General features: G+C 66.3%; 18 protein-coding genes. 11 read left to right on the top strand and 7 right to left on the bottom strand.

From position 1 onward, the window contains the following. Positions 1-14 precede the first annotated feature (14 nt). The 8 genes from ACWPXK_RS24565 (at position 15) to ACWPXK_RS24530 (ending at position 14,223) form a co-directional block, all read left to right on the top strand. Entirely contained in the window at positions 15-1,010 is a 996-nt protein-coding gene (locus ACWPXK_RS24565) for an MCE family protein (RefSeq protein WP_454198590.1), read from the top strand. A gap of 37 nt (positions 1,011-1,047) precedes the next feature. Beyond that, positions 1,048-2,280 (top strand): MCE family protein, encoded by a 1,233-nt coding sequence (locus ACWPXK_RS24560; RefSeq protein ID WP_454198589.1) that lies wholly within the window; start codon positions 1,048-1,050, stop codon positions 2,278-2,280. Then, positions 2,277-3,518 (top strand): MCE family protein, encoded by a 1,242-nt coding sequence (locus ACWPXK_RS24555; RefSeq protein WP_454198520.1) that lies wholly within the window; start codon positions 2,277-2,279, stop codon positions 3,516-3,518. The genes ACWPXK_RS24560 and ACWPXK_RS24555 overlap by 4 nt, the downstream gene beginning before the upstream one ends. After that, positions 3,515-4,756 (top strand): MCE family protein, encoded by a 1,242-nt coding sequence (locus tag ACWPXK_RS24550; RefSeq protein ID WP_454198519.1) that lies wholly within the window; start codon positions 3,515-3,517, stop codon positions 4,754-4,756. Before ACWPXK_RS24555 ends, ACWPXK_RS24550 begins: the two co-directional genes overlap by 4 nt. A gap of 29 nt (positions 4,757-4,785) precedes the next feature. Continuing rightward, positions 4,786-5,502: a hypothetical protein gene (locus ACWPXK_RS24545; RefSeq protein ID WP_454198518.1), complete on the top strand. Its 717-nt coding sequence runs from the start codon at positions 4,786-4,788 to the stop codon at positions 5,500-5,502. A 10-nt stretch (positions 5,503-5,512) separates the two neighbouring features. Continuing rightward, positions 5,513-6,247: a hypothetical protein gene (locus ACWPXK_RS24540; protein WP_454198517.1), complete on the top strand. Its 735-nt coding sequence runs from the start codon at positions 5,513-5,515 to the stop codon at positions 6,245-6,247. A gap of 409 nt (positions 6,248-6,656) precedes the next feature. Then, positions 6,657-10,163: a DNA-directed RNA polymerase subunit beta gene (gene rpoB, locus ACWPXK_RS24535; protein ID WP_454198516.1), complete on the top strand. Its 3,507-nt coding sequence runs from the start codon at positions 6,657-6,659 to the stop codon at positions 10,161-10,163. A gap of 106 nt (positions 10,164-10,269) precedes the next feature. After that, on the top strand, positions 10,270-14,223 hold the full coding sequence (locus ACWPXK_RS24530) for a DNA-directed RNA polymerase subunit beta' (RefSeq protein ID WP_454198515.1): 3,954 nt from the start codon (positions 10,270-10,272) through the stop codon (positions 14,221-14,223). 94 nt (positions 14,224-14,317) lie between these two features. On the opposite strand, the gene ACWPXK_RS24525 is transcribed toward ACWPXK_RS24530, so the two are convergent. From ACWPXK_RS24525 to ACWPXK_RS24505, 5 genes are all read right to left on the bottom strand, one after another. After that, positions 14,318-14,854, bottom strand: a complete 537-nt coding sequence (locus ACWPXK_RS24525) for a hypothetical protein (protein ID WP_454198514.1) — start codon at positions 14,852-14,854, stop codon at positions 14,318-14,320. Positions 14,855-14,860: 6 nt separating this feature from the next. Next, complete coding sequence (locus tag ACWPXK_RS24520; protein ID WP_454198513.1) at positions 14,861-16,075, bottom strand: DUF6973 domain-containing protein; 1,215 nt, start codon at positions 16,073-16,075, stop codon at positions 14,861-14,863. Continuing rightward, positions 16,072-16,368, bottom strand: a complete 297-nt coding sequence (locus ACWPXK_RS24515) for a hypothetical protein (protein ID WP_454198512.1) — start codon at positions 16,366-16,368, stop codon at positions 16,072-16,074. The genes ACWPXK_RS24520 and ACWPXK_RS24515 overlap by 4 nt, the downstream gene beginning before the upstream one ends. Further along, positions 16,368-16,760, bottom strand: coding sequence for a YbaB/EbfC family nucleoid-associated protein (locus tag ACWPXK_RS24510; protein ID WP_454198511.1), 393 nt, complete (start codon positions 16,758-16,760; stop codon positions 16,368-16,370). The genes ACWPXK_RS24515 and ACWPXK_RS24510 overlap by 1 nt, the downstream gene beginning before the upstream one ends. Before the next feature lie 71 nt (positions 16,761-16,831). Continuing rightward, a complete protein-coding gene (locus ACWPXK_RS24505) occupies positions 16,832-17,842 on the bottom strand; it encodes an aldo/keto reductase (RefSeq protein ID WP_454198510.1) in 1,011 nt (336 codons plus the stop codon). Positions 17,843-17,942: 100 nt separating this feature from the next. Here ACWPXK_RS24505 and ACWPXK_RS24500 point away from each other — a divergent pair, with 100 nt between their 5' ends. Continuing rightward, entirely contained in the window at positions 17,943-18,797 is an 855-nt protein-coding gene (locus ACWPXK_RS24500; RefSeq protein ID WP_454198509.1) for a helix-turn-helix transcriptional regulator, read from the top strand. Here ACWPXK_RS24500 and ACWPXK_RS24495 read toward each other — a convergent pair. Then, on the bottom strand, positions 18,794-19,417 hold the full coding sequence (locus ACWPXK_RS24495) for a hypothetical protein (protein WP_454198508.1): 624 nt from the start codon (positions 19,415-19,417) through the stop codon (positions 18,794-18,796). The genes ACWPXK_RS24500 and ACWPXK_RS24495 overlap by 4 nt on opposite strands. 385 nt (positions 19,418-19,802) lie before the next feature. On the opposite strand from ACWPXK_RS24495, the gene ACWPXK_RS24490 reads away from it, so the two are divergent. Both ACWPXK_RS24490 and ACWPXK_RS24485 read left to right on the top strand, forming a co-directional pair. Further along, entirely contained in the window at positions 19,803-20,135 is a 333-nt protein-coding gene (locus ACWPXK_RS24490) for an ArsR/SmtB family transcription factor (protein WP_454198507.1), read from the top strand. Continuing rightward, positions 20,132-20,608 (top strand): SRPBCC family protein, encoded by a 477-nt coding sequence (locus ACWPXK_RS24485; RefSeq protein ID WP_454198506.1) that lies wholly within the window; start codon positions 20,132-20,134, stop codon positions 20,606-20,608. The genes ACWPXK_RS24490 and ACWPXK_RS24485 overlap by 4 nt, the downstream gene beginning before the upstream one ends. A 57-nt stretch (positions 20,609-20,665) precedes the next feature. Here ACWPXK_RS24485 and ACWPXK_RS24480 read toward each other — a convergent pair whose 3' ends face one another. After that, positions 20,666-21,655: a pirin family protein gene (locus ACWPXK_RS24480; protein ID WP_454198505.1), complete on the bottom strand. Its 990-nt coding sequence runs from the start codon at positions 21,653-21,655 to the stop codon at positions 20,666-20,668. Positions 21,656-21,709 lie beyond the last annotated feature (54 nt).

The following is a 21,709-nucleotide window of genomic DNA, read 5'->3' as shown; positions in this document are numbered from 1 at the left end:
TGGAAGATCGCAACCTGCTCGGCAAACGCAGCCCGGCGTTCATGGGCGTGCTCGGCATCGCGATCGTGCTGCTGGTGACGGTGTCGGCGTTCTTCCTCGACCGGCTGCCCATTATCGGGGCGGGCACCAAGTACACCGCGGAGTTCACCGAGGCCGCGGGCCTGAAGAGGGGCAACGAAGTCCGGATCGCGGGCGTCAAGGTCGGTTCGGTGTCCGATGTCCGGCTCGACGGCGACCGCGTCGTCGTGGACTTCCGCACCCGGGACGCGTGGATCGGCAACGAGACCACCGCGTCCATCCAGATCAAGACCCTGCTCGGGCAGAAGTACCTGGCGCTGGACCCGAGGGGGTCGAAGCCCGCCGACCCGGATACGCGGATTCCGCTGTCGCGCACGGTTTCTCCGTACGATGTGGTGGACGCGTTCACCGACGCGGCCCGCACTATCGACCAGATCGACACCGCGCAGTTGGCCACCAGCATGCGCGTGCTGTCAGAGGCGTTCGAGACGACGCCGCCGGAGATCCGCGGCTCCATCGACGGTGTGGCCCGGCTGTCGGAGACACTGGCCAAACGTGACCAGGAGCTGAAGAAGCTGTTCGCCGCGACCAGGCAGACCACCCAGATCCTCGCCGACCGCAACGCCGAGTTCGAGCGGCTGCTGGCCTCGGGCGGTCAGTTGCTCGCCGAGCTGAACATCCGCCAGCGGTCCATCGCACAGCTGCTGGACGGCGCCAAGACGGTGTCGGCGGAGCTGACCGCGCTGGTGCACGACAACGAGGAGCAGATCGGGCCCGCGCTGACCAACCTGCGCGCCTCGATCGATCTGCTCAACGCCAACCAGCAGAACATCTCCAAGACATTGGAACTCGCGGCGCCCTTCTACGGCCTCTACGCCAACGTGCTCGGCACCGGCCGCTGGTTCGACGCGGTGATCGTCAACCTGATTCCGCCCGCGCTGCCCGAGATCCCCGGCTACCGTCCGCCGGTTCGCACCCTGGGAGGTAACTGACGTGGCGGAGAACTGGCGCAGCGATCCCGTCGGAGCGGTGCGCAATTCCGGCCGCGGCGGCAAGGTGGCCATCGCGTTGGTCGTCGTTCTTGCCGTGCTGGTGGCCGTAGTGCTGTGGTGGCTGTTCAACCGGCTGACCACCACCAAGATCACCGCGTACTTCGATCGCTCGGTCGGCATCTACGAAGGCTCGGACGTGCGCATTCTCGGTGTGCCGGTCGGCTCGGTGGATTCGGTGGAGCCGCAGGGCGACCAGGTCAAGATCGTCATGAGCGTGGATCGCAAGTACGACGTGCCCGCGGGCGCGCGGGCCGCGCAGATCACGCCGTCGATCGTGTCGGACCGCTACATCCAGCTGACCCCGGTCTACAAAGACGGACCGAAGATGCCGCGCAACGGGACCATTCCGCGCGACCGCACGGTTACCCCCGTCGAAGTGGACGAACTGTACAAGAGCATCACCGAGCTGTCGGACGCGTTGGGTCCCAAGGGAGCCAACGCCGATGGCGCGGTGAACGAACTCGTGCGCACCGGCGCGGCGAACCTGGCCGGCAATGGCGAGGCGCTGGCCAACAGCCTCACCCAGTTGTCGCGGGCGGCACGGTACCTGTCGGACGCTCGTGGGGATATCTTCGACACGATCAAGAATCTGCAAGCCTTCGTCACCATGCTGGCGCAGAACGATCAGCAGGTGCGGCAGTTCAATGTTCAGCTGGCCGACTTGTCCACGTTCCTGGCCGACGAACGCGAAGATCTCGGCGCCGCATTGCATTTGCTGTCGATTGCGCTGGGTGACGTTGCCCGCTTCATCGACGACAACCGGGATCTGATCGCGAGCAATGCCGAAGGGCTGACCACGCTCACCAAGACGCTGTCCGATCAACGCAACGATCTGGCCGCCCTGCTGCCGGTGCTTCCGTTGGCGCTGAGCAATCTGATCAACGTGCACAACGCCGAATCCGGCACCCTCGACATGCGCGCCAACTTCACCGACCTGCAGGACCCGTTCGGCGTGGTGTGCAAGATGCTCGACCTGTCCAAGCTGATGCCCGGCGACCCCAAGTTCGAGGCGCTCGGCAGGCAGATGCGGCCGATTCTCGACCACTGCAAGGAAATCACCGACCAGATCACCGCCGGAGTGAAGACCCCGACGCTGATCCTGCCGTTCGGCATTCTCAGCGGCGAGAACCAGCAGCGCGACCCGGTGCCGGGCACGGTGCCCGGGACCGAGTCGGATCGGCTTCCGCCGTCGCAGGGAGGAGACCGATGACCGCCCGAATCCGTTCCTTCGCACGGGGTCTCGGCGCCGCGCTGGCGCTCGGCATGTCCGCCGCGCTGGTCACCTCATGCGCCGCCGACGGTATCTACAGCGTGCCGCTGCCCGGTGGCGCCGATGTCGGCGAGCACCCGATCCATATCGACATCCAGTTCGACGATGTACTCGACTTGGTGCCGCAGTCGGCGGTCAAGGTCGACGGCGTGCCGGTCGGCCGGGTCGAGGAGATCACCATCGGCGAGGACCAGTGGACCGCGACCGTGCGCACCCTGGTGCAGTCGTCGGTGGACCTGCCCGCGAACGCGCGCGCCGAGGTCAGGCAGTCGAATCTGCTCGGTGAGAAGTTCATCGAGCTGTCCCGCCCCGCCGCCGACCCGGATCCGCGCCGCCTGGGCGACGGCTCGGTGATCCCGCTCGACCGCACCAGGCACGCCACCGAGATCGAGCAGGTGCTCGGCGCGCTGTCGCTGCTGCTCAACGGCGGCGGTGTGGCGCAGTTGCAGCCGATCGTCACCGAGTTGAACAACACCTTCGGGGGTCGCGAGGATCGCGTGCGCTCGCTGATCGAGCAGGCGAACACGCTGATCAACGGCCTGAACGACCAGGTGGACGACATCACAAGGGCGCTGGACGGCCTCGATGTGCTCAGCAGCAGGGTCAGCACGCAGACCGAGCAGATCGGCAAGATTCTCGAGCAGCTGCCCGAGGGCATCAGGATCCTGGAAGAGCAGCGACCGCAACTGATCGGCCTGCTCGCCCAGCTGGACCGGCTCGGCCAAGCCGGCTTCGACGTGCTGAACACCTCGAAGGAGGACCTGATCCGCGATCTCACCGCGCTGCGGCCCACCCTGCAGGAACTCGGGCGCTCGGCGCCGGATCTGGTGAGCGCGTTCCCGCTGATTCCGACCTATCCGTTCCCCGACTCCGCGCTGGAGAGCACCTTCGGCGGGCAGGTCAACACCTGGCTGTCGGTGGACCAGCAGATCGGCGTCACGCTCAGCAATCTGGGCGTGGGCAAACCGGATCCGGTCTACATCCCACCGCTCGGTCCGCCGGTGCCGGTGGACCCGACGAACCCGTACTACGGCGGCAACGGCCCGCGGCCGGGCTGGCCGACGGTGTCGATCCTGCCGCTGCCGCCGCTCATGGCGCAGCCGCCCGCGCCGGGCGTTCCCGCGGGTCCGGTCGGGGCGATCCTCGAGCAACTCGGCGTAGGGAGTGGTCCGCGGTGACACGTCTGGTGCGGTGGCAGCTGATCGCTTTCGTGGTGATCGCAGTGATCGGCGTGGTCTACGTCGGTGCGAGGTACATCCGGCTCGACCAGATGTTCGGATTCGGTTTCTACACCGTCCACGTGCGGGCGGAACATACGGGCGGTCTTTACCAAGGCGCCGAGGTGACCTACCGCGGCGTTCCGGTCGGCAGGGTCGGAGAGCTCGAGCTCACCGACGACGGCGTGGTGATGAACCTGATCATCGATTCGAGTTCGCCGGATATCCCGGCCTCGGCGAAAGCCGTGGTGGCCAACCGATCCGCGATCGGCGAGCAATACCTCGATCTGCAACCCACCTCGGACGCGGGCCCGTATCTGCACGACAACTCGGTGATCACCTCGGTGACCACGCCGGTTCCGGTCGAGCAGTTGGTGGCCAGTGTGGACAATTTCACCCGATCGGTGGATCTGAACGCGCTCAACACCACGGTGCGTGAACTCGGCAAGGCGTTCGACGGCAAGGGTGACGATCTGCAGGTGCTGATCGAATCGCTGAACCAGTTCACCGAGACCTTCCACGCGACGCTGCCGCAGACCATCCAGCTGATCCGGGACGGCAGGATCGCGCTCGGCACCCAAGCCGAGCAGTCCGCCGCCATCCGCGAGTTCAGCGACGGTCTGGACAAGCTCACCGCCCAGTTGCGCTCCAGCGATCCCGACGTGCGCAGGCTGATCGGCACCGGAACCGACGCGGGTGAGCAGATCGGCGCGCTGATCGATGAGAGCGGCGGCGCGCTCACCCAGGACTTGGCGAACCTGCGCTTGACGCTGCAGACGATCTCGCCGAAGTTCTATGCCATACGACCGCTGCTGCAGTTCCTTCCCCAGCTGTCGATCGGCGGGTCCTCCACCGCGCCGGGTGACAGCACCAGCCACTTCGGTTTGGTGCTGGAGACCAACAATCCGCCCGCTTGTACCGTGGGCTACGAGGGCACGTATCGGATCCTCGAACAGATGAAGGCGCAGAACCCGGATTTCGACGACACGCGCGACGAGTTCCCGTTCAACAAAGACGCCAAGTGCCTTGTGCCCTTCGGTAATCCGACCGCCGTCCGGGGTGGCGAACGCGCCGAGCTCGCCGATCCGGCGATTGTGCAGCCCTGGGACGACAATCCCAAGACCGATCCGGAAAAGCTGAACCTGACTCCGGTCGCCGTGCAGCTGTCGACCCTGCTTGGAGTCACGCCGAAGCGGTGACCAGGAGCAATGACGTTAGGGTGGCTCGCGTGAGTGATACCGCGCAGGAAGCGCCGGAGGCCGCGGAGGCCTCGGCGGAAGCGACTGTGGAGCCGGTCGACGCTCCCGCCGCCGCATCCGCGGAGGACCGGACCGAGGCCGCGGAGCAGCGCTCCGGCGCCGTGTCGGTGCTCGGCCGGGTGGCGTTCGCCGGCGCGGCCGCGCTGCTGGTGGTCGCCCTGGTCGCCGCCGCATGGTTCGGCGCGGGCTGGGTTCGTGTTGCGCTCACCGACGGCCCGCGTGCCGACGCGCGCGACACCGCCCTGGACGCCGCACGCCAGGCCGCGCTGAACATGACGTCGATGAACCTCGATGACGTGTCCGGCTCGCTCGCGCTGGCCAGGTCGTCGATGACCGGCGCGCTGCTGGACTCGGCTACGAAGAACAAGGACCAGGCGGAGAAGCTGGCCCAGCAGAGCGGGGTCGGAATGACCTCGAAGGTGCTCGGCGCCGCCCTGACTTCGCTCAACAGCGAGCAGGACAAGGCGTCGGCGCTGGTCGTGCTGCGGGTGACGGAGCAGCCCAAGGACAAGCCGCCCGCGGAGTACCGCTACAGCTGGACCGTCGACGTGGCCAAGGACGGCGAGGTGTGGAAGGCCGAGCAGATCTCCTCGCTCGGCCAGCCGGTGCTGCTGAGCGGTGGACCCGGCCAGCAGTCGCCCGCGCCCGCGGGGGATCAGCCCGCCGCACCGAAGCCGGGATCGTAGGAGGAGTTCCATGACGTCTCGCCGACCGGTCAACCGGGTCACCTCCAAGCGCCGCCCAGCCGCCGAACAGCCGTCGCGCACCGCGACGCCCCGGACCGAGCGCACCGCACCGGGCCGTAAGCCGCGCGTGGCGGGCGTTTCCCGGCCCGCCGGGGCATCGGGTGCCTCCCGCGCCGAGCAGCGCGAGGAGAAGGCCGGACTATCGCGATTGCGCGGGATGCTGGCGTGGAAGGCGGACGACCGCCGAGAGGCCGTACGTCCGCGCTGGGGTGTCGTCGCGGGATTGCTGGTCGCCGCGCTGGTGCTGGGCGCCTTCGGATGGCTCGCCGCCCAGCGGCCCGGCGTGGACACCTCGAACCAGGCGTACGTGAACAACGAGGCCACCCAAGAGGTGCGCGCGGCCGCCGACCACGCGCTGCGGACCGTCTACGCCTACGACGTGAAGAACATCGACGGCTACCGGGACACCGCGAAGCAGGTGCTCACCGGAAAGATGCTCGCCGACCTGGACAAGTACGCCGAAACCACCATTTCGGCGGTCAAACAGGCGCAGACCAGCGCCGACGCCAAGGCCGACCCGATCGCCGTGACGTTGCTCACCGACGATCGCGCGGAGCTGCTGGTCAATTTGGTAGTGAGCGCCACCAAGAACGGCGTGGCGCAGCAGAGCGTCGCCGGTCCCGTCGTCCTGCACATGCAGAAGGTGGACGGTCGCTGGCTGGCCAGCGACATCGTCGACCAGTGAAGTCCGGCGGATCGCCCGGGATGACCCAGCGCGGCAGGCGATCTCGCTAGGGTCTCGGCCGGGCCTGCCACTTGACGAGTTTCGCCCGACCCGTCACGCTATTCACAACAGCGGCAGCTGTCACAGTGGCTTTCAGCGCATTGCGGCACCGGACGCGGCCAGCGAATTCGGCCCGGCGCGCCAGCCACGTGGAGGATCACACGGGTGGTACTTTGACACCTCCGTGTACATGGGTGTAGGTTTGGACGTTGCGCTGGCTGCCTCCTGTCCATACCTCGATTTGCACACGTAAGTTCACCCTTCCGGTGTTACTTCCGTTGTTGCCTGTTCGAGTTTCGTTCGGGTTGTAACCAGCGGAATTCGTAGCAGACAAGCGACGGTCGCGGACCCACCACGCGACGCGCGTGAGGTGCTGGAAGGACGCATCTTGGCAGTCTCCACCCAGACCAAGGCAGTTGCCGGAATCCCCGGAGCTCCATCCCGGGTGTCTTTCGCGAAGATCCGTGAGCCCTTGGAGGTGCCCGGACTTCTCGATCTACAAACGGAATCGTTCGCCTGGTTGATCGGTTCGCCGGATTGGCGCGAGCGTGCGGCCGCTCGCGGCGACGTCGGCCTAGTCGGAGGCCTCGAGGAGGTGCTCGAGGAGCTCTCCCCGATCGAGGACTTCTCCGGCTCCATGTCCCTGTCCTTCTCCGATCCGCGCTTCGAAGAGGTCAAGGCCTCGATCGACGAGTGCAAAGACAAGGACATGACCTACGCGGCTCCGCTGTTCGTGACGGCGGAGTTCATCAACAACAACACCGGTGAGATCAAGAGCCAGACGGTCTTCATGGGTGATTTCCCGATGATGACCGACAAGGGCACGTTCATCATCAACGGCACCGAGCGTGTGGTCGTCTCGCAGCTGGTGCGTTCGCCGGGTGTCTACTTCGACCACAGCGTCGACAAGGGCACGGAGAAGGACCTGCACAGCGTGCGCGTCATCCCGAGCCGCGGCGCGTGGCTGGAGTTCGACGTGGACAAGCGCGACACCGTAGGTGTGCGCATCGACCGCAAGCGTCGCCAGCCGGTCACGGTGCTGCTCAAGGCGCTGGGGTGGACCACCGAGGAGATCGTCGAGCGCTTCGGCTTCTCCGAGATCATGATGTCGACCCTGGAGAAGGACAACACCGCGGGCCAGGACGAGGCGCTGCTGGACATCTACCGCAAGCTGCGTCCGGGCGAGCCGCCGACCAAGGAGTCGGCGCAGACCCTGCTGGAGAACCTCTTCTTCAAGGAGAAGCGCTACGACCTGGCGCGCGTCGGCCGGTACAAGATCAACAAGAAGCTCGGCATCCACTTGGGCGAGCAGGTTGTCGGTTCGGTGCTGACCAGGGAAGACATCGTCAACACCATCGAGTACCTGGTCCGCCTGCACTCGGGCGACAAGACCATGACCGCCCCCGGCGGCGTCGAGGTGCCGGTGGAAGTGGACGACATCGACCACTTCGGCAACCGTCGACTGCGCACTGTCGGCGAGCTGATCCAGAACCAGATCCGGGTCGGCCTCTCCCGCATGGAGCGCGTGGTCCGCGAGCGGATGACGACGCAGGACGTCGAGGCGATCACGCCGCAGACCCTGATCAACATCCGCCCGGTCGTGGCCGCGATCAAGGAGTTCTTCGGAACCTCGCAGCTGTCGCAGTTCATGGACCAGAACAACCCGCTGTCGGGCCTCACCCACAAGCGCCGCTTGTCGGCGCTCGGCCCGGGTGGTTTGTCCCGTGAGCGCGCCGGTCTGGAAGTCCGTGACGTGCACCCGTCGCACTACGGCCGCATGTGCCCGATCGAGACCCCGGAAGGCCCGAACATCGGCCTGATCGGCTCGCTGTCGGTGTACGCGCGGGTCAACCCGTTCGGCTTCATCGAGACGCCGTACCGCAGGGTCGTCGACGGCCGGGTCACCGACGAGGTGGTCTACCTGACCGCCGACGAGGAGGACCGCCACGTCCGCGCCCAGGCCAACTCGCCGGTCGGCCCGGACGGCCGCTTCCTCGAGGAGCGCGTGCTGTGCCGCCGCGGCAACGAGGAGAACGAGCTCGTCGCCGCCAGCGAGGTCGACTTCATGGACGTCTCCCCGCGTCAGATGGTGTCGGTCGCGACCGCGATGATTCCGTTCCTCGAGCACGACGACGCCAACCGCGCCCTGATGGGTGCGAACATGCAGCGTCAGGCTGTGCCGCTGATCCGTTCCGAAGCGCCGATCGTCGGCACCGGCATGGAACTGCGCGCCGCCGTGGACGCGGGCGACGTCGTGGTGAACGAGAAGCCGGGTGTGGTCGAGGAGGTTTCCGCCGACTACGTCACCGTGATGGCCGACGATGGCACGCGCAAGTCCTACCGGATGCGCAAGTTCAACCGCTCGAACCAGGGCACCTGCTCGAACCAGCGTCCGATCGTGGATGAGGGTCAGCGGGTGGAGGCCGGTCAGGTTCTGGCTGATGGTCCGTGCACCGATAACGGTGAGATGGCGTTGGGTAAGAACCTGCTCGTGGCGATCATGCCGTGGGAGGGTCACAACTACGAGGATGCGATCATCCTGTCGCAGCGGCTGGTGGAAGAGGATGTGCTGACTTCGATTCATATCGAGGAGCACGAGATCGACGCGCGTGACACGAAGCTGGGTGCTGAGGAGATCACTCGGGATATTCCGAATGTCTCCGATGAGGTGCTGGCCGATTTGGATGAGCGTGGCATCGTGCGTATCGGTGCGGAGGTGCGGGACGGCGACATTCTGGTCGGGAAGGTGACTCCGAAGGGTGAGACCGAGCTGACTCCGGAGGAGCGGTTGCTGCGTGCGATCTTCGGTGAGAAGGCGCGTGAGGTGCGTGATACGTCGTTGAAGGTGCCGCACGGTGAGTCCGGCAAGGTGATCGGTATCCGGGTGTTCTCCCGGGAGGACGATGATGATCTGCCGCCGGGTGTGAACGAGTTGGTGCGGGTGTATGTGGCGCAGAAGCGCAAGATCCAGGACGGTGACAAGCTGGCCGGCCGGCACGGCAACAAGGGTGTGATCGGCAAGATCCTGCCGACCGAGGACATGCCGTTCCTGCCCGACGGCACCCCGGTGGACATCATCCTGAACACCCATGGTGTGCCGCGTCGTATGAACATCGGCCAGATCCTGGAAACCCATCTGGGCTGGATCGGCAAGGCCGGCTGGAATGTCGACGTCGCCACCGACGGCACCCGCCCCGATTGGGCGCAGGCGCTGCCGGAGGAGATGCTGGCCGCTCCGGCCGACTCGAACATCGCCACGCCCGTCTTCGACGGCGCGCGCGAGGAGGAGCTGACCGGGCTGCTGAGCTCGACGCTGCCCAACCGCGACGGCGAGCGCATGGTCAACGACGACGGCAAGGCCACGCTGTTCGACGGACGTTCCGGCGAGCCGTTCCCGTACCCGGTGGCGGTCGGCTACATGTACATCCTGAAGTTGCACCACTTGGTCGACGACAAGATCCACGCGCGTTCGACCGGTCCGTACTCGATGATCACCCAGCAGCCGCTGGGTGGTAAGGCGCAGTTCGGTGGTCAGCGCTTCGGTGAGATGGAGTGCTGGGCCATGCAGGCCTACGGTGCGGCGTACACGCTGCAGGAGCTGCTGACCATCAAGTCCGACGACGTGGTCGGTCGTGTGAAGGTCTACGAGGCGATCGTCAAGGGCGAGAACATCCCGGAGCCGGGCATTCCGGAGTCGTTCAAGGTCTTGCTCAAGGAACTCCAGTCGCTGTGCCTCAACGTCGAGGTGCTGTCCTCCGACGGCGCCGCGATCGAGCTGCGGGAAGGCGAGGACGAGGACCTGGAGCGTGCGGCGGCCAACCTGGGCATCAACCTGTCCAGGAACGAAGCGGCCACCGTCGACGATCTGGCGAACTAGGCGGCCGGCCGGATGCCGTCATCGCACGGCATCCGGCCTCCGCAACGGATTACCCAACTAGTGAACTTTTGCTCGAATTCGACCCGCACAGGGGAAAGGAAGTTACGTGCTAGACGTCAACTTCTTCGATGAACTCCGGATCGGCCTTGCCACCGCCGACGACATCCGTCAGTGGTCCTACGGTGAGGTGAAGAAGCCGGAGACCATCAACTACCGCACGCTCAAGCCGGAGAAGGACGGCCTGTTCTGCGAGAAGATCTTCGGTCCCACCCGGGACTGGGAGTGCTACTGCGGCAAGTACAAGCGCGTCCGCTTCAAGGGCATCATCTGTGAGCGCTGTGGCGTCGAGGTGACTCGCGCCAAGGTGCGCCGCGAGCGGATGGGCCACATCGAGCTGGCCGCTCCGGTCACCCACATCTGGTACTTCAAGGGCGTGCCCTCGCGCCTCGGTTACCTGCTCGACCTGGCGCCGAAGGATCTGGAAAAGATCATCTACTTCGCCGCCTACGTCATCGTGGCGGTCGACGAGGAGCTGCGGCACAACGAGCTGTCCACGCTCGAGGCCGAGATGGAGGTCGAGAAGAAGGCGGTCGCCGACCAGCGTGACGCCGACCTCGAGGCCCGCGCCCAGAAGCTCGAGGCCGACCTGGCCGAGTTGGAGGCCGAAGGCGCCAAGTCCGACGTCCGCCGCAAGGTCAAGGACGGCGGCGAGCGCGAGATGCGCCAGCTCCGCGACCGGGCCCAGCGCGAGCTGGACCGGCTGGAGGAGATCTGGAACACCTTCACCAAGCTGGCGCCCAAGCAGCTCATCGTCGACGAGGTGCTCTACCGCGAGCTGGTCGACCGCTACGGCGAGTACTTCACCGGCGCGATGGGCGCGGAGTCCATCCAGAAGCTGATGGAGAACTTCGACATCGAGGCCGAGGCCGAGTCGCTGCGCGAGACCATCCGCACCGGCAAGGGCCAGAAGAAGCTGCGCGCGCTCAAGCGGCTCAAGGTCGTCGCGGCTTTCCAGACCAACGGCAACTCGCCGATGGGCATGGTGCTCGACGCCGTTCCGGTGATCCCGCCGGAGCTGCGGCCGATGGTTCAGCTCGACGGTGGCCGCTTCGCCACCTCCGACCTGAACGACTTGTACCGTCGCGTGATCAACCGCAACAACCGCCTCAAGCGACTGATCGACCTCGGCGCGCCCGAGATCATCGTCAACAACGAGAAGCGGATGCTGCAGGAGTCCGTCGACGCGCTGTTCGACAACGGCCGCCGCGGCCGTCCGGTCACCGGGCCGGGCAACCGTCCGCTCAAGTCGCTGTCCGACCTGCTCAAGGGCAAGCAGGGCCGCTTCCGCCAGAACCTGCTCGGTAAGCGCGTCGACTACTCGGGCCGTTCGGTCATCGTCGTCGGTCCGCAGCTGAAGCTGCACCAGTGCGGTCTGCCCAAGCTGATGGCGCTGGAGCTGTTCAAGCCGTTCGTGATGAAGCGCCTGGTCGATCTGAACCACGCGCAGAACATCAAGTCGGCCAAGCGCATGGTGGAGCGGCAGCGGCCGCAGGTGTGGGACGTCCTCGAAGAGGTCATCGCCGAACACCCCGTGCTGCTCAACCGCGCGCCCACCCTGCACCGCCTCGGTATCCAGGCCTTCGAGCCGCAGCTGGTGGAAGGCAAGGCCATCCAGCTGCACCCGCTGGTCTGTGAGGCGTTCAACGCCGACTTCGACGGTGACCAGATGGCCGTGCACCTGCCGCTGTCGGCGGAGGCGCAGGCCGAGGCACGCGTGCTGATGCTGTCGTCGAACAACATCCTGTCGCCCGCCTCGGGCCGGCCGCTGGCCATGCCGCGTCTGGACATGGTGACCGGCCTGTACTACCTGACCCGCCTGGAAGACGGCGCGAAGGGTTCCTACCAGCCGGCCACCAAGGACGCTCCGGAGCAGGGCGTGTACTCCTCGCCGGCCGAGGCGCAGATGGCGGTGGACCGCGGTGAGCTCACCGTGCGTTCGCTGATCAAGGTCCGGCTGACCGACCAGCGTCCGCCGAAGGACGTCGAGGCGGCGCTGTTCCCCGAGGGCTGGCGCCGTGGCGACGCGTGGACCACGGAGACCACGCTGGGCCGGGTGCTGTTCAACGAGCTGCTGCCCGTGGACTACCCGTTCATCAACGAGCAGATGCCGAAGAAGCGTCAGGCGACGATCATCAACGATCTCGCCGAGCGCTACCCGATGATCGTGGTCGCGCAGACCGTCGACAAGCTCAAGGACGCCGGCTTCTACTGGGCCACGCGTTCCGGCGTGACGGTCTCCATGTCCGACGTGCTCGTGCCGCCGGAGAAGGCCGAGATCATGGAGCGCTACGAGGCGCAGTCGGATCAGATCGAGAAGAAGTACCAGCGTGGTGCGCTCGATCACCAGGAGCGCAACAACGCCCTGGTCAAGATCTGGCAGGAGGCGACCGAGGAGGTCGGTAAGGCGCTGCGCGCGCACTACCCGGCCGACAACCCGATCATCACGATCGTCGACTCGGGCGCCACGGGTAACTTCACCCAGACCCGTACCCTCGCCGGTATGAAGGGCCTGGTGACGAACCCCAAGGGTGAGTTCATCCCGCGGCCGATCAAGTCCTCCTTCCGTGAGGGCCTGACGGTTCTGGAGTACTTCATCAACACCCACGGTGCCCGTAAGGGTCTGGCCGACACCGCGCTGCGTACCGCCGACTCGGGTTACCTGACCCGTCGTCTGGTGGACGTGTCGCAGGACGTCATCGTGCGCGAGCACGACTGTGGCACCGAGCGCGGCATCGTGGTGCCGATCGCGGAGAAGCTGCTCGACGGCTCGATCATCCGCGACGCGCACGTGGAGACGTCCACCTATGCGCGCACGCTCGCGGCCGACGCGATCGACGCGCAGGGCAACGTCATCGTGGCGAAGGGCGCCGACCTCGGCGACCCGGCGCTCGAGGCGCTGCTGGAGGCGGGCATCACCGAGGTGAAGGTCCGCTCCGTGCTGACCTGCACCACCGGCACCGGCGTGTGCGCGACCTGCTACGGCCGCTCCATGGCGACCGGCAAGCTGGTCGACATCGGTGAGGCCGTCGGTATCGTCGCCGCGCAGTCCATCGGTGAGCCCGGTACCCAGCTGACCATGCGTACCTTCCACCAGGGTGGTGTCGCGGGTGACGACATCACCGGCGGTCTGCCCCGTGTGCAGGAGCTGTTCGAGGCGCGTGTGCCGAAGGGCAAGGCGCCCATCGCCGAGGTCTCCGGTCGCGTGCGGCTGGAGGACGACGATCGCTTCTACAAGATCACCATCATCCCGGATGACGGTGGCGAAGAGGTTGTCTACGACAAGCTCTCGAAGCGGCAGCGTCTGCGGGTGTTCAAGCACGACGACGGCACCGAGCGTCTGCTCTCGGACGGTGACCACGTCGAGGTCGGCCAGCAGCTGCTGGAGGGCGCGGCGGATCCGCACGAGGTGCTGCGCATCATGGGCCCCCGCCAGGTTCAGGTCCACCTGGTCCACGAGGTCCAGGAGGTCTACCGCTCGCAGGGTGTGTCGATCCACGACAAGCACATCGAGGTGATCGTGCGTCAGATGCTGCGTCGCGTGACCATCATCGACTCGGGTGCGACGGAGTTCTTGCCCGGCTCGCTCACCGAGCGGGCCGAGTTCGAGGCCTCCAACCGCCGCGTCGTCGCCGAGGGCAACGAGCCCGCGGCGGGTCGCCCGGTGCTGATGGGTATCACCAAGGCGTCGCTGGCCACCGACTCGTGGCTGTCGGCGGCGTCCTTCCAGGAGACCACCCGAGTCCTGACGGACGCGGCGATCAACTGCCGCTCCGACAAGCTCATCGGCCTCAAGGAGAACGTGATCATCGGTAAGCTGATCCCGGCCGGTACCGGTATCAACCGCTACCGGAACATCCAGGTGCAGCCGACCGAAGAGGCCCGTGCCGCGGCGTACGCGGTGCCGTCCTACGACGACACCTACTACAGCCCGGAGGGCTTCGGCGCCCCGACCGGCGCCGCGGTTCCGCTGGACGACTACGGTTTCAGCGACTACCGGTAATCCGTCAGCTGTGACAGCATTCGGCCCCCGCTCCGTTTCGGAGTGGGGGCCGAAGTGCTGTGGGCTCTTGGAAGTTGCTACCGGCCTTGTTGATTCATGGTGTAGGACGGAGTTGGCCTGCCCAGGGGGTCAGGACGGTGGTCGGGTAGATCGCATCCTGGCCCCGGAAATCGAAGGCTTGGTCGTGGCCGTAGTACCAGTTCACCGTCTGAATGGGCTTGTCGCCCAAGAGGAACAGGTAGAAGCCGTTAGGCGGGCCTTCTCCGTCGCTGTTGAATGGTTGGGGAAGGCTCTTCCAGCAGTTGGCTGGGGTGTTCGCTCTCCTGTTCAGCTCCTCTGCCGTTATCTCCTCTGGCACGTCGACCATTCGGTCCCAGCCATCGTTCCACCCGGCCTCGCGGGCAATGTCAGCCAGGGAGACGGGTTCCGTCCCCGTCGCGGCTTTCATTGCCGCCCGAGTGAATCCGATCGTAGAACCCAGCGGTTCCTCGCTCGATGACATGCTGAAGACGTTCGCGCAGTGTGCTTCGGAATCGGATTCATTCGAGGGGAGGAGAAACCCGCAACCCGTACTGACCGACATGGCCATGATCGCCAACAGAATCGATATCATTCGCCGTGCTGTGATCATCGGCTGTCACTTCTTTCCTGGTAGCGGGACTCCGACGCCGGGCGGTGGCCCGGTTTGTGCTTCACTGACCACATTGCTCCACGTGATCTGAGAAGGCTTCGTCGAGTTGTCGAGGTTCTTGCTTTCGATGATGATCGCGTTTCCGTTGTTGATCTCGTTCCGGATCAGGTCCTTCAATTCGTCTGGCGACGCATTGGGGTGGGCGAGCGCGACTTTGCGACCGAGTTCGTTGTTGTACAGGTCCATCGCCTCACGCTGCGGTGTGTTGCCCCCACTCTTCTCGTGCGCCGTGGCGAACTCCGTCGTCCAATCCTCGCCATATTTCTGAGTCATCAGGGCGTTCCAATACGCGTGCCGGAAGGCATCACCGTGGCCGTCGTCCACGGAAGCCGGGAAGACCTCTTTCGCGGCATCTCTCGCGGCTTCCGCGAGCTGTCCGTGTTCGATGCAGGCCAGCGGTCCCTGGGTCAGGAACAGTTTCTTCATCGCGTCGATCTCTTCGGATGTCATGAGTGACGGGTTGAATCCGGGCTTGAAGGCGCGGAAAGCTTCGAGTTCCAATCCGAGCGGCCATAGCTGCGGCTCACCTTCGGACACATCCGTTTGATAGTCGGTCAGTATCTTCGCGAGTTCGGGATCGCCCGGCACCAGGGCGAGGCCTTGTTTCACCGCATCGGGCAACGTTTCGATCAAACGGACGAACTTCTCGGCACCCTCCTGATCGTCGCGCTGGATGTTACGCAGCGCGCCCTGTATGGCACTGGACAGCTGAGTGATCTGCAACTCTTTCGCGGCAACGGCGGGGCCGCCGAATGGAAAGTACTTCTTGGTCGTCTCCCAGTTGGAATCGTGGGACAAGACCTCGCCGTCTTCCTGTACGAAAAGGTTCCAGCGGGAATCCTCGGCTTCCTTCTTCTTCTCTCGTATGGTTCTGATGTTGGCCTCGATGTCATCGCTCAGCGAGCTGATCATCTTGCCCATCGCCTCGAGCACGTCGGCGGTGCTGAAGGTCTCGTCGCGATCCTTGCGGCCGCGTACCCGCGCGGCTTCCCCAGCATCGCTGTCGTAATAGTCTCGGGAGCGATCGATCTTGTTCTCGGCGGCGGTGGCCTCTTGCTCTACATCCTTGGCCGCTGCGAGCACCTTGGCGGCGGTGTCCTTTGCGGGCTGGATATTCCACCCGAGCACGTCGGTAATCTTCAGCAGTTGTACGCCACTCATTGCCCGTGCCTGTTCAAACCCGCAGCGCGATGCTGATCAACGCTTTCATACACAGTTGCCTGCCGGTCGATTTCGTCACAGCAGTCACGCAACTGACGAACGTGGTAGGCGACAACCGTGTCCATCGCTTGCAAGACTTCTTCGATCTTGGTCGCGAAATTGGAGAGTTTCATACTCGGCCGCACCCGCTGGCGGCTGTCCAGCGCGATCGGCGCCTTGCCCGCGAGTGTGTCCGCGTTCGTCCGCACGTCTTTTGCCAGCTCCCGCATCCGCGCTGGGTCGACGTTGAACATCAGCGCCTCCGATCCCAGTCGGAGGGCTCGCGCCACTGATTGTTCTGGTAGGTGTCGTCGCGTCTGAGATGGGACGGCGTCCACTCCAGGGCAGGTTCGGTCGCCACTGGCTCGTCAATCGGTGCCGGGTTGTCCGCGGGCGCATCGAAGATCCGCGTCGCTTCCGCATTGGCGTTGTCCAGTGCGGCTCGATGGCGATCGATGATGAGTGCGGCCAGTCGGTCCGGACCGTTCTCCATCGCGTAGTCGGCGAGGTAGAGGTCGGTGATGCGGCCGCTGACGTCGGTTTCTATGCTGACGCTGCCGTCCACCGACCGCGCCGCGCCGCGCACTGCGGCGAGTTGTTCGTTGAGTCGCTTGATTTCGAGCGCCCGCGCGCTGACGTCATCCATTGATTCGGGACTCCCCTCCTTCTGCAGCGAACAGATTACCCAGTGATCGAGTGGTGGGGAGTCCAGCGATATCAGCGTTCGCTGTCGAGCAGTGCCATCTGTGCGGTCGCGTAGCGCTCTCCAGCGACTCGGTCGGCAGGGACGGCCGACTCGATGGCGGACAGTTCGGCGTCGGTTAGTGAGATGTCGAGCGCTCCTACGGTTTCCGCCCAGCGCGTGCGTTTGCGAGCGCCGATGACCGGCACGATGTCGTCGCCGCGGGTCAGTGCCCAGGCGATAGCCAGTTGCGCGACCGAGACGTCCTTGCGCGTGGCGATTTCGCCCAGCGCGCGGACCAGTTCGAGATTCCGGTCCAGGTTCTCGCCTTGGAAGCGCGGGCTGTGCGCGCGGAAGTCGTTGGCGTCGAAGGTGGTACCGGGCCGGATCGAATCGCTGAGCAGACCGCGCGAGAGTACGCCGTAGGCCGTGATGCCGATACCGAGTTCTCGGCAGACCGGGAGAATCTCCGCCTCGATACCACGCGAGATCAGTGAGTATTCGATCTGCAAGTCCGAGATCGGATGGACGGCGGCGGCGCGGCGGATGGTGTCCACCCCGACCTCCGACAAGCCGATGTGGCGGACATAGCCCGCCTCGATCAGTTCGGCGATGGCGCCGACGGTGTCCTCGATCGGGACGTTCGGGTCGAGCCGGGCGGGCCGGTAGATGTCGACGTAGTCGACGCCGAGCCGTTGCAGGCTGTAGCCCAGGAAGTTGCGCAGCGCCTCCGGGCGGTTGTCCACACCGCCCCAGGTGCCGCCGGGGCCGCGCAGCGCGCCGAATTTCACGCTCAGCACTACGTCCTCGCGTGGGCGTTCGGCGATGGCCTTGCCGATCAGCATCTCGTTGTGTCCGGCCCCGTAGAAATCGCCGGTATCGATCAGGTTGACGCCGGAGTCCAGCGCCGCGTGGATGGTCGCGGTCGACTCGGCGTCGTCGGCCGCGCCGTACATGCCGGACATGCCCATCGCGCCGAGGCCGATGCGGCTCACCGTGGGGCCGGTCGTCCCGAGTCGTACTTCGTTGCTCGCCTTTGTCGTCATAGCACCAGCCTGACCTGCGCGGACCCGGTGCGGGAGAGATCGTTTATCGGGGGAGTGGCGATCCCTGGCTGAGGCGGGCGTTCGGGAGGACAGTGGTGGCATGGACCGCGTCGAACTCGCCGATTTCCTGCGCCGCCGCCGTGAGCAGCTCACGCCCGCCGACGTGGGGCTGCCGCCCGGCGTCCGGCGGCGCACGCCCGGCCTGCGCCGCGACGAGGTCGCGCTGCTGGCGGGCATGTCGACCGACTACTACACCCGTTTGGAGCAATCACGCGGCCCGCGTCCGTCCACCCAGGTGCTCGCCGCGCTCGCGCGCGCTCTGCGTTTCACCAGCGACGAACGCGACTACCTCTACCATCTGTGCGACCACACGCCGACGGGACGCGAGCCGGCCGACAAACACGTCGGTCCCGGCCTGATGCACCTGCTGGCGAAGCTGGACGACACCGCCGCCACCGTCGTCACCGACCTGGGCGAGGTGCTGGTGCAGAACCGGATGCACACCCTGCTCGTCGGCGATCATGCCGAGCGGCGGGGCTGGGACCGGTACTACGCCTACCGCTGGTTCACCGATATCTCCTCCCGCGCGATCTTCCCGGCGGAGGACTGGGATCGGCTCGGCCGCCAGCACGTCGCCGACCTGCGTGCCACGGCCGCTCGCCGTGCGGGCGACGCGGACGTCACCGAGTTCGTCGCCGAATTACGTTCCGCGAGCGCGGAGTTCGACCGGCTCTGGGACGAACACGAAGTGGCGGTGCGTCTTTCGGACACCAAGCGCATCCTGCATCCGCAGGTCGGCCTGATCGACACCGTGTGCGAAACGTTGCTCACCCCGAACGCCGCGCAGCGCCTGCTGGTCTACCTTCCGCGTCCCGGCACCGACGCGGCCGAGAAACTGGATCTGCTGCGCGTGATCGGGACGCAGAAGCTGACCTCCGCCGACCAGCTCGACTAAGGCGCGGTCACATACTCCAGTGCCGCGTCGACGGCGGGCTGTCCGCCGCCTACGACGAATCCGGCCATAGCGCCGATCGCGGCGCCCGCGACCGCGGCGGCGGGCACCGTGATGAAGTCGAGCACGAACAGGCCGAGCGGAAATCCGAGGACGAAGCCGATGGCCGCGCCGATCCCCGCGCCGGTGAGGATCGAAGGCATGGCTTTCTCGGCCTCGGCGTAGAACCGCTCCTGCGCGCTGACATCGCGCAGCGGTGCGTCGGTCAGCCCGGTTGGTGCGAGGGTGAGCCGGTGGCCCGCGTCCTCGACTATCGGACGCAGTGCCACGCGTTGTTCCCCGACGCGCAATGCCATCGGCAGCGCCGCGACGACCTTGCCGTCCCGGTCGGAGACGGTCACCACGCGATCGTCGTGGGTGAGCTCGAACCTCCCGTCCTGGATGGTGGCCACGGCCGCGCGCCGGTCATCGGTCGCGGCGACCTGGTAGGCGACCTGGTGGAACGAGCCGCTCAAGTCGAGCGGAGCGTCGTCGGGCGCGGGCTGCGCGTACGCGACAGTCGTGGTGATCGCGGTGGCCGCCAATGTGATCAGTGCCGTCGCGGTGAAGTGGGAGATCCTCATCGTGCTCTTTCCATGTGCCGCCCCCGTGTCCGGTTCGTCCGAAGAACATACCGTCCGGTGGGCGTTATCAGAAGAGGTTGGGACACGGCATTGTTCGGTCCATCCACGCGGAATCGCGATGTTGCGCTTCGCAAACCGGGCCCTCGCATCGGTGCGTGAACCACGACGGCGAGTCGGCCCGAGCATGGCTATGCGGTCGACGAGCGCGGGGTGGACCACTCCGCGTTGCGTTCGCGCTGTTCGCGGTTGCCGTCGCCGATGTGACCGCGCGGTGTGGGCGGCCAGCACGGCTGCTCGCGGATCGTGGCCCGGCGAATCGCGCCGACGTCGAGGCGACGCGCATTCGCTCTTGACGTCCACGCACGAACACGCAACACTGAACTAGATGGTTCAGTATGACTTCCTTGATGCCTCCTTCGGGGCGCTCGCGGATCCCACCCGGCGCGGGATCCTGGAGCGACTCGGCAGTGGGCCCGCGACCGTCAGTGAGCTGGCCGAGCGCTTCGACATGACGCTGACCGGCGTCAAGAAGCACATCCAGCTGCTGGAGGCGGCGGGCATGGTGGTCACGGAGAAGCGTGGCCGGGTGCGGTACTGCCGCCTCGGTGCGAACGTCTTCGACCGCGAAGTGGCCTGGATGCAGGGCTACCGGCGGATGGTGGAAGCTCGGCTGGATCGTCTCGGTGAATTTCTCGAGCGAACGGAGCAGGAACCATGAGTACAACCACGAACGACGCCGTTGTCACGACCGACACCGACCACACGATCCACATCGAGCGGATCTTCGACGCCCCGCGCGAGCGGGTGTGGGACGCCTACAGCAGGATCGAGTTGCTCGCCCAGTGGTGGGGGCGCGGCAACAAGCTCGACATCGAGCGGTGGGAGTTCCGCCCGGGCGGCCATTGGCGCTTCGTCGAGTACTCCGACGAGGGCACCGACGGCTTCGAAGGCCGTTTCCGTGAGGTCACCCCGCAGGAGCGCATCGTGTACTCCTTCGAGTGGGATGGCATGCCCGCCCATGTCGCGATCGACCACGTCAGCTTCGTCGACCTCGGTGACGGCCGCACGAAGGTGGTCACCGACAGCCAGTTCCACACGCCCCAGGAGCGGGACGGGATGCTCCAGTCCGGCATGGAGGTCGGGCTCAACCAGAGCTACCGCGCGTTGGACGCGCTGCTGGCGCGCGGCTGATCCCCGAACCTGTTCGGCCCCGGTCGTCGTCTCCGCGAGCGGGGCCGGATCACGCGGTCAGCCCCGGGCCGGACCGATGCGGCGTTTGCGCGGCTTGAGGTGCAGCCCCGGCAGCGGCGGTGCGGGAATGCGCTGTTGTGGCGTATGGCCCGCGATGTCGGCGAACCGGCCGACGTCGTGGTTTTCCCAATCCGCGCGGGCCGCGACGATGTCCTCGTGGTTACGGCCGACGAAGTTCCACCACATCACCAGTTCCTCGCCGAACGGCTCGCCGCCGATCAGGGCGAAATGAGCGCCCTCCGCGCTGCTGATCCGCAGCTCGTCACGATCGGTGCCCAGGTAGAGCAGGGGGCCGGGAGCGAGTTCGGTACCCGCGACCGTCATGCGGCCCTCGATCACCAGCACCGCATGCTCGAAACGGGTTTCCAGCGGGACGGTGACGTCGGCTCCCGGCTCCACCCGCACGTCGGCACCGACGATGGGCGTGTAGGCGATCGCGGGTGAGGCCACCCCGGCCAGTGAGCCGATCAGCACGATCGCCTCGAGGCCGGGCGCTTCCAGGACCGGCAGCTCGCGATGCTGCTCGAAGTGCGGGTCGATGCCGGTGCGGTCGCCCGGCAGCGCGATCCACAGCTGCAGCCCGTGCCCGGCGGGCGCGCCGGGCACGGCGTACTCGGAATGGGCGATGCCGCGACCCGAGGTCATCAGGTTCAGCTGACCCGGTTCGATCTCCACGTCCGAGCCGACCGAGTCGCGGTGCCGGATACGGCCCTCGAACGGCCAGGTCACCGTCTGCAGGCCGATGTGCGGGTGCGGATCGATGTCCGGCGGCGCGCCGGTCTTGGTGACGGTCGGCGATCCGAAGTGATCGAGGAAGCACCACGCGCCCACCGTCGGCAGATCCCGTTGCGGCAGCACCCGTTCGACGAAGACGCCGCGGACACCGCCGAGCGGCACCTCGCGTGCCGGGTACAGCTCCGCGGCCGGACCGGGACCCGGCGCCGGTTCGCAGAGCGTTTCCGCAGGGCGAGGATCCAGATCACTCACGACTGCGCCTCGCTGGCGCTCGGCTGGGTCGTGCGCGAGGGCGCGCTGTGCTTT

It is taken from the genome of Nocardia sp. Marseille-Q1738, from assembly GCF_965283145.1.
Note: the sequence above shows the minus strand (reverse complement) of the source record. Positions and strands in the feature narration are given on the sequence as shown.